Below are 7,013 nucleotides of genomic sequence, written 5' to 3' on the forward strand. Positions count from 1 at the left end.
GCCCAAGGCTGTCGGCCACCGTCTGATCATCGCCACCCTCCCCTTGATCGACTGCGGCGACGGTACAACGAAGGTCGGCGGAGTGTCAGTGGCCGCGGTTGCCCGCGAGTTCCGGTCCATCGGGCACGGATGGGGCACGGCCGCGCACGGGCTTTGCGGTTAGCCAGCATCCTTATCAGGTCGATCATGCCGGACCTTCGACGTCGGCCGACCGGCTCTGCGCCTCGGCTGATCGTGCGCTGAGGTTCGGCGCCGACCGCGACTGTTCGCGCTTGTTGGTGTCAGCTGCTGATGTCAGCCGCCGAACGCGGTCTGGACAAGATGCCCCCGTCGCTCCGGAAACGTTTGCCGATCCCTGGCGAAAGCGCTGGCCAGGACGCGGATGGCGTGGTCTACAGTTCCTGCCCGTGACACGGATAGATACGACTCTCGCCCTCATTGCCCGCCGACGCGGTCGGGGATTCCACTTCTACTACTTGGGTGGGACGGGCTGGCTGGTGGGGCTGATGTGCCTCATCGTTGTCGTAGCGCTCGCCACGTGGTGGCAGACCTCAAAGCAGCGCCGCGCTGCCCAAGGGAGGGAAGACGCGGGACGTGCCGCTTCCCGGTCCTGTGGCCGACGCGCTCAGGGCTCACATGAAGCAGTTCCCGCCGGTTGAGATCACGCTGCCCTGGCGGGCATCGGACGGACCGAAGGTGACCAGGCGGCTCATCTTCATGGCTCCCGGGGGTAATCACGTCTGGCGCACCGTGCTGAACGAGGAGGTGTGGAAGCCTGCTCTCGTCGCGGCCGGAGTCATTCCTGAACCGGAGACGAAGGAGGACGGCTACGCAGCCGCGGGCGAGCCACGGAATGCACGCGCTGAGGCACTTCTACGCGTCGGCGCTCCTGGACGGCGGGGAGAACATCAAGGCCGTCGCCCAGTACCTCGGCCACAGCAACCCGGCACTGACGCTCCGGATCTACGTGCACCTGATGCCGAGCAGTCAGGAACGCACGGGCAAGGCAGTCGCGATCGTCTACGACAAGGCCCGGCACACGGGCTGACGGCCCACAGACGGCCGGCGTCACCCGTCACGTACGAGACTCCGGGCCCCTGGACACCATGTCCGGGGGCCTCCGAGTCTCGATCACGTCAGGCGAGGTTGACGGTCAGGGAGCCGTTCGCGGGCTTCTTGATCGGGATGTTGCCGACCTTGTACGTATTCGTGTCGCCGTCCTCGTCGACGCAGACAACCTTGGCGGTGCCGGTCGTGCCGCCCTTCGGAATGCCTCCGAGACTGACGCTGTACTTCTCGGCCTTGGCCTCGCCAGGCGGTTCGTCCGAGTCGGCGGTCCCCTTCTTGGGGGTTATCGTCACTGTCTTCGGTGCTGAATCAGGGAATTTGGCGCAGCTCACGGTTCCAGTGACAGTGACCTTCACGGCGGCGTGCGCTGTGCTGATCGTCGCCAGGGATGCGGCGAGCGTCAGCGAGGCCAGGACCGCGACGGGGCCGAGTGTCTTTCTTCTGGTGCTGCTGAAATTCCGCATTTCAGACTCCCGTACCGATGTCAGACAGCTTTGTCGAGAGCGCCGGACTGCGTAGGACGCAGGCCGCAGCATTGCGCCGCGTATGTTCGACTGCGCCGTCATATGGCTCCGTGCGCCCGCCGTCGAGGCCCGCACCCGACCGCTGATTCATGCAATGGGGTCGGCCGTGCGTCGCGCTGGATGACGCCGAATGTCATTGGTGAACCGGTTGACTCCGGTATTTCCACGCCAACTTCCTTGCGTGCCCAGTGCTTCCTCAGGCGTGGCGTTCGTCATTCGAGCCTAGCCAGAGGCGGGCATCGTGTCCACTTTTGGTCCAATGTGCGTCATTGACCGCTAAATCACTGCGGCAGCGTCACTGACTGCCGAGCGGAGGAATTGATTTCGAAAGTCGATGCTTCCGGCACCAGAGGCGATCGCGTACGGCAAGGCCCGGAACGGGCGTGACGGCCCACGGCCCGCAATGAGCCCTCCTGTCGGGGACGTCTTGCAGGTGAACGGCCTGCAGGGCCGTGGGCGCACCGCTCCGGGCCGGCGAGGGCCGAGGTGTACCTGGCGTCGGTCGCCGGGGTCGCCTGATCGTCGGCCGTGGGCTACGACGTCCTGTTGTTGCCCGTGTCCGAGCCCTTCGCCGCCGGTGCCGGGAGCTTCGGCGGGGTGTAGTGCCGCAGGGGCTTCCCGGCGGGATCGGGGCGGACCGCGCCCAGCAGCGGGTTCGCCGCGATCGGTGACACCTTCACGTGGGTTCCCGGCCGCGGCGCCTGCACCACCATGCCGTCGCCCAGGTACAGGGCGACATGGGTGGCCTCGGGGAAGTAGATCACCAGGTCGCCGGGGCGCAGCTCGCTCAGCGGGATCCGCGGCAGCCGCGCCCACTGCTCCTGGCTGGTCCGGGGGATGGGATCCCCGGCGTGGACCCACGCCTGCGAGGTCAGCCCCGAGCAGTCGTAGGACTTCGGGCCCTCGGCACCCCACACGTACGGCTTCCCGATCTGTCGCACGGCGTACCGCACCGCCTTCTCGCCCTCCCGCGACGGCGGCTTCGCGCTGCTGAGCGAGCCCGAGGCCAGGAACTTCTTCTGTGCCTCCGCCACGCCCGACTTCTCGAACCGGTCGAGCTCGGCGAGCTGATCGGCGGTCAGCGAGGCCAGCAGGTCCTGCACCGCGTCGAGCCGCTCGGTCACATCGTCCCGGTCCTTCTTCTGCCGTTCGGCGAGGCCGAGTTGGGTGTCGAGCGCCTTGCGGGCCGCAAGCGCCAGCGTCTCCGTGCGCTTCTCGCTCCCCGTCACCCGCTGCACCGTCTCGGCGCGCTCCAGAGACAGCCGTCCGAGTACGTGGCCCTGGTCGAGGGCGTGCTGCGGATCGCGGGCGAGCAGCAGCCGCACGTACGAGGAGATCTCGTCGCTGCCCTGGTACTGCTGGCGGGCCAGTCGCCCCGCCTCCCCGCGGCTGTCGTGCAGGGACAGGCGGGCCTGCGCGAGGTCGGCGTCGAGCCGGGTGACCGCGGCGCGCTGCTTCTTCAGCCTGTCCGCGGTCGCGTTGTACGTCTCGGTGGCGCGTTCCGCGTCCCGATACAGCCGCTGAAGGTCCGTCAGCAGCTGGGCGACGGAGCGCTGTCCGGAGCTACCCGCCTGGCCGCCCGTGCCCGGGCCGGGTTCCGGGACGGCCGCCGCCGGCGTGGGCGCGAGCAGCGTCCCGGCCGCGACCGCCGCCGTGCAGACCAGACGCAGAAGCCTTCCTGACACGTCATCACCTCCGGTGCCGGGGTGGTACCTCCACCTCGCACCGGCAGGATGGGACGAGCGCATCCCGATCGCGCGCAGACTGGCCGCTTCGGCCCAAGAAGGTCACTCGTCGGCATGGGGGTCCGGCGTGGCGCCGCCGGCCGTCTCCCCGCTCTTGCCCTCGGCCCCGGTCGTGGTCCCGCCCTTGTGCTTGGACCACGGCCAGACGGGCCCGCGTCCCCGCTTCCCCTCGGGGTCGTACTCGTACTTCCAGCCCTGGTGCAGCCCGAGCCGCTTGCTGCGGCCCGCTTCCACGCGACGGTAGACGAGCACGGTGGGCGGGCCGCCGTCCTTGTCCGGCACCGGCACGCGGTAGGTCTTCGGCGGATGTCCGGTCGGCCCGAGCAGGATCGGCAGCACCCGTCCGTCGAGGGGGCCGCCCACGAAGGGGGTGTCTTGGCTCTTCACGCCCCCAGTGTCACAAACGCCGCGGTCGCACCGGCCCGTCGTCCCGGCCGCGGCGGCACGCGGGTCACAGCAGGTGCGCGGCGTCCCCGAGCACGGGGATCACCCGGCGGGCCAGCGAGCCCACCGCGCCGTCCGCCGTCTCCATGGCCAGCGCCGCCTTCACCACCGCCGCGGTCTGCGCGTCCCTGCCCGCACCCGCCGCGAGCGTCGCGACGAACTGCTCCACGAGCCAGTCCCGCAGCTCGTCGAGCGGCGGCTCCTTGTCCTCGTCGAGCCAGATCAGCGAGGCGGCCTCGACGGCGGTGATCCACATCCGCACGGTCATGCGCAGCCGCGGTCCGGGGTCGCGGACGGCCAGATGGTCGAGGATGTGCTGGGCGGCGGCCCGGCGCACCCCGTCCACGATGGCCGTGGTCCGGGACGTCTCCACGACGCTGCCGCCCTGGAGCAGGGCACTGAACCCGGCGTCGTGCTCGTCGACGAAGGCGAGATAGCGGTCGAGAGCCCGCCCGAGCCGCTGGGTGAGCGGCCCCTGCGGCGGCTCCGCGAAGCACTGCTCCAGCTCCTCCGCGGCGGACCGCAGGGCGGCCTCGTACAGCTGCTGCTTGCCGCCCGGGAAGTACCGGTACACCAAGGGCCGCGACACCCCGGCCGCCTCCGCCACGTCGTCCAGCGAGACCTCCTCGGGCGCTCGCTGGGCGAACAGCGACAGCGCCGCGTCGAGGAGCTGGCTGCGCCGTTCCTCGACGCTGAGCCGACGGTATGCGGGGGTGGGCGCCTGCGAGGTCATGTCCGGCAGCGTAACCGGACAGCGACGGACAGCCCTCACGAGCCCGCGACCGCCCCGCGCGGGAGGGCCGGCACCAAGGCCCGTGGCCACCCCGCCTCCCGGACCGCCCGGCCCGAGGCGCCCGTGCGCGATGCCCGGCCCCGCCCGGGCGGACGCCCGTACGCCGGGAGGGCGGGGGTCAGGCCAGCAGGCCGGACGACTTCCACAGCCGGCGCCCGGCGCCTCGCAGCACCCCGATGTCGTCGAGGAAGTCCGTGAGCCTCTTGGCGCCGGTCTGCATCACCTCGCGGCGGTGGCCACTGGCCTTGACCTGGGCCAACGCCTCGCGCTTGTCGAGTCCGACGTTCGTGTAGACCTCGGGATTGACGAAGGCGACCGAGAAGACGCGCGCGAACTCACCGGAGGTGAGCCGGGTGAACTCCTGGGACCAGCGCGGGGCGGTCACCATCTGGCGCCGCAGCTCCTCCCGTGCGTAGCGCACGTGCCGTGCCTCCTCGACCACGTGGATGCGGGTGACGCCGCGGATGAGTGTCTGCACCCGCTCGTCGGGGAAGGTCAGCCGCTGCATCCAGTCGAGGATCTCCTCGCCGAGCAGCGTGGCCGTGAAGGACCCGGGCGTGGTCGAGATGGTCTTGAAGAGCCGCCCGAGGTTCTGATGGGCGCGGCTGACCGGGTAGTACGGTGTCCCGCCGCGGGTGATCAGCCGGGCGAACATCTTCGAGTGCCGGCACTCGTCCTCGATCTCGGTGAGCGCGTAGCGCACGTGCGCGCTCGTCGCCGCCTTGTCGTAGATGTGCCGCACCAGCAGCTGCATGAGGATGATCTCGAACCAGATCCCCAGCGACGCCAGGGCCGCGGCCTCGTGCTGCGAGAGCGCGATCCGCTGCTCCTCGCTCATCCGCCGCCACAGCGGGGTGTCGTACAGGGACACCAGCTCCGGGGGCCAGAACCACTTGCCCTCCTCGAAGGGCGCCTCCCAGTCCAGTTCCTTGTCCGGATCGAAGGAGTGCTTGGCGGAAGAGTCGAGCAGCCGCTCGGCCACCTGTTCCCGGTCCTTGAGCCGACCGAGCGCGTCGCGGAGACCATCGAGTGCGTCTTCCGTCACCGTCGTCATGACTGTTCCCACCTCGTCGTACGGGATCTACAGGAGTTACCGGCGGTCACGTCTTATGAGACTGCTTGTCAGCAAGCTCGTCAATCCCCTGCGCGCGACTTGTTGACGACGCGTCTACCCCGTGTGAGCCTGCGATGTATGTCCACTCATGAGCTGTACGCGAAGGACGCGGGGGATCCCCACTGGGAGGTTCCGGCCTCCGGGGCGGCACGTTTCAGCTGGGAGTACGACGACGGTCGCGACCGGCTGCTCGCCCTCTACCAGAAGGGCAAGGACAAGCAGTGGGACGGCCAGAAGCGCATCGACTGGGCGCTGGAGGTCGACCCGCACGACCCGCTGGGCACCCCCGACGAGTCGATGACGCTGTACGGAACCCCGTACTGGGCGAAGCTGACCGACCGGGACAAGGGCGAACTGCGCATGCACTACGCCTCCTGGCAGTTCAGCCAGTTCCTGCACGGCGAACAGGGCGCGATGGTCTGCGCGGCGCGCATCGTCGAGTCGGTCCCCGACCTCGACGCCAAGTTCTACTCGGCCACGCAGACGATGGACGAGGCCCGGCATGCGGAGATCTACGCGCGCTTCCTGCACGAGAAGATCGGCATGCTCTACCCGATCAACGACAACCTCCAGGCGCTCCTCGGCGACACCCTTCGCGACTCCCGCTGGGACATGCCGTACCTCGGGATGCAGGTCCTGATCGAGGGACTGGCCCTCGCCGCCTTCGGCATGATCCGCGACACCACCGACAAGCCCCTGCCGCAGCAGATCCTCGCCTACGTCATGCAGGACGAGGCCCGCCACGTCGCCTTCGGCCGCATGGCCCTGCGCGACCACTACCGGCAGCTCTCCGACGCCGAACTGCGCGAGCGCGAGGAGTTCGTCATCGAGGGCTGCTACCTGATGCGGGACCGGCTGCGCGGCACCGAGGTCCTGGAGAACTTCGGCATCCCGAAGGCCGAGGCCGAGGAGTACAGCGAGCAGTCCGAGTTCCTGCACCTGTTCCGCCGGCTGCTCTTCAGCCGCATCGTCCCCTGCGTCAAGGACATCGGCCTGTGGGGCAAGCGCCTCCAGCAGGCCTACGTCGACATGGGCGTCTTCGAGATGGGCGACTCCAACCTGGACCTGCTGATGGCCCAGGACGAGGAGATCGCCGAACAGCTGGACGCGCGGCGGTTCGCCGAGGAGGAGAAGGAACGCGTCGCCGAGGTGGCGGACGCCGTCGAGCAGGGCGCGCAGTCCTGACCGGCCGGACCGGGCCGGTCGGGCCGGCCTGATCGGAACGAACCCCCTAGACGAGTAGTTCCAATTGCGGGGTTCACGAACGGAGGGAGGGTGTCCAACATCGGGTTGTGACGACCGATTTAGACACCCTCTTGACGGCA

General features: G+C 69.3%; 6 protein-coding genes and 1 pseudogene. 2 read left to right on the forward strand and 5 right to left on the reverse strand.

Features of this window, described 5'->3' with window-relative positions; all coding sequences use genetic code 11:
* Positions 1–564: 564 nt before the first annotated feature.
* A pseudogene (locus ACZ4IF_RS34650) lies at positions 565–1,048 on the forward strand (tyrosine-type recombinase/integrase); the annotation flags it as partial.
* 88 nt (positions 1,049–1,136) lie between these two features.
* Here ACZ4IF_RS34650 and ACZ4IF_RS34655 read toward each other — a convergent pair.
* The 5 genes from ACZ4IF_RS34655 to ACZ4IF_RS34675 all read right to left on the reverse strand — a co-directional run bounded on the left by ACZ4IF_RS34655 (position 1,137) and on the right by ACZ4IF_RS34675 (position 5,628).
* On the reverse strand, positions 1,137–1,532 hold the full coding sequence (locus ACZ4IF_RS34655; protein WP_467570116.1) for a hypothetical protein: 396 nt from the start codon (positions 1,530–1,532) through the stop codon (positions 1,137–1,139).
* Positions 1,533–2,125: 593 nt separating this feature from the next.
* On the reverse strand, positions 2,126–3,277 hold the full coding sequence (locus ACZ4IF_RS34660; RefSeq protein WP_467570119.1) for a C40 family peptidase: 1,152 nt from the start codon (positions 3,275–3,277) through the stop codon (positions 2,126–2,128).
* Positions 3,278–3,379: 102 nt separating this feature from the next.
* Entirely contained in the window at positions 3,380–3,724 is a 345-nt protein-coding gene (locus ACZ4IF_RS34665) for a hypothetical protein (protein WP_467570122.1), read from the reverse strand.
* A gap of 64 nt (positions 3,725–3,788) precedes the next feature.
* Positions 3,789–4,514 carry a TetR/AcrR family transcriptional regulator gene (locus ACZ4IF_RS34670; protein ID WP_095936619.1) on the reverse strand — a complete coding sequence of 242 codons (726 nt, stop codon included), beginning with the start codon at positions 4,512–4,514 and terminating at the stop codon, positions 3,789–3,791.
* 178 nt (positions 4,515–4,692) lie between these two features.
* Entirely contained in the window at positions 4,693–5,628 is a 936-nt protein-coding gene (locus ACZ4IF_RS34675; protein WP_095936620.1) for an AurF N-oxygenase family protein, read from the reverse strand.
* A gap of 138 nt (positions 5,629–5,766) precedes the next feature.
* Between ACZ4IF_RS34675 and ACZ4IF_RS34680 the strand changes: the two genes are divergently transcribed.
* A complete protein-coding gene (locus ACZ4IF_RS34680; RefSeq protein WP_359503587.1) occupies positions 5,767–6,873 on the forward strand; it encodes a ferritin-like domain-containing protein in 1,107 nt (368 codons plus the stop codon).
* Positions 6,874–7,013 lie beyond the last annotated feature (140 nt).

The sequence above is a fragment of the Streptomyces sp. NPDC025784 genome (assembly GCF_055558435.1).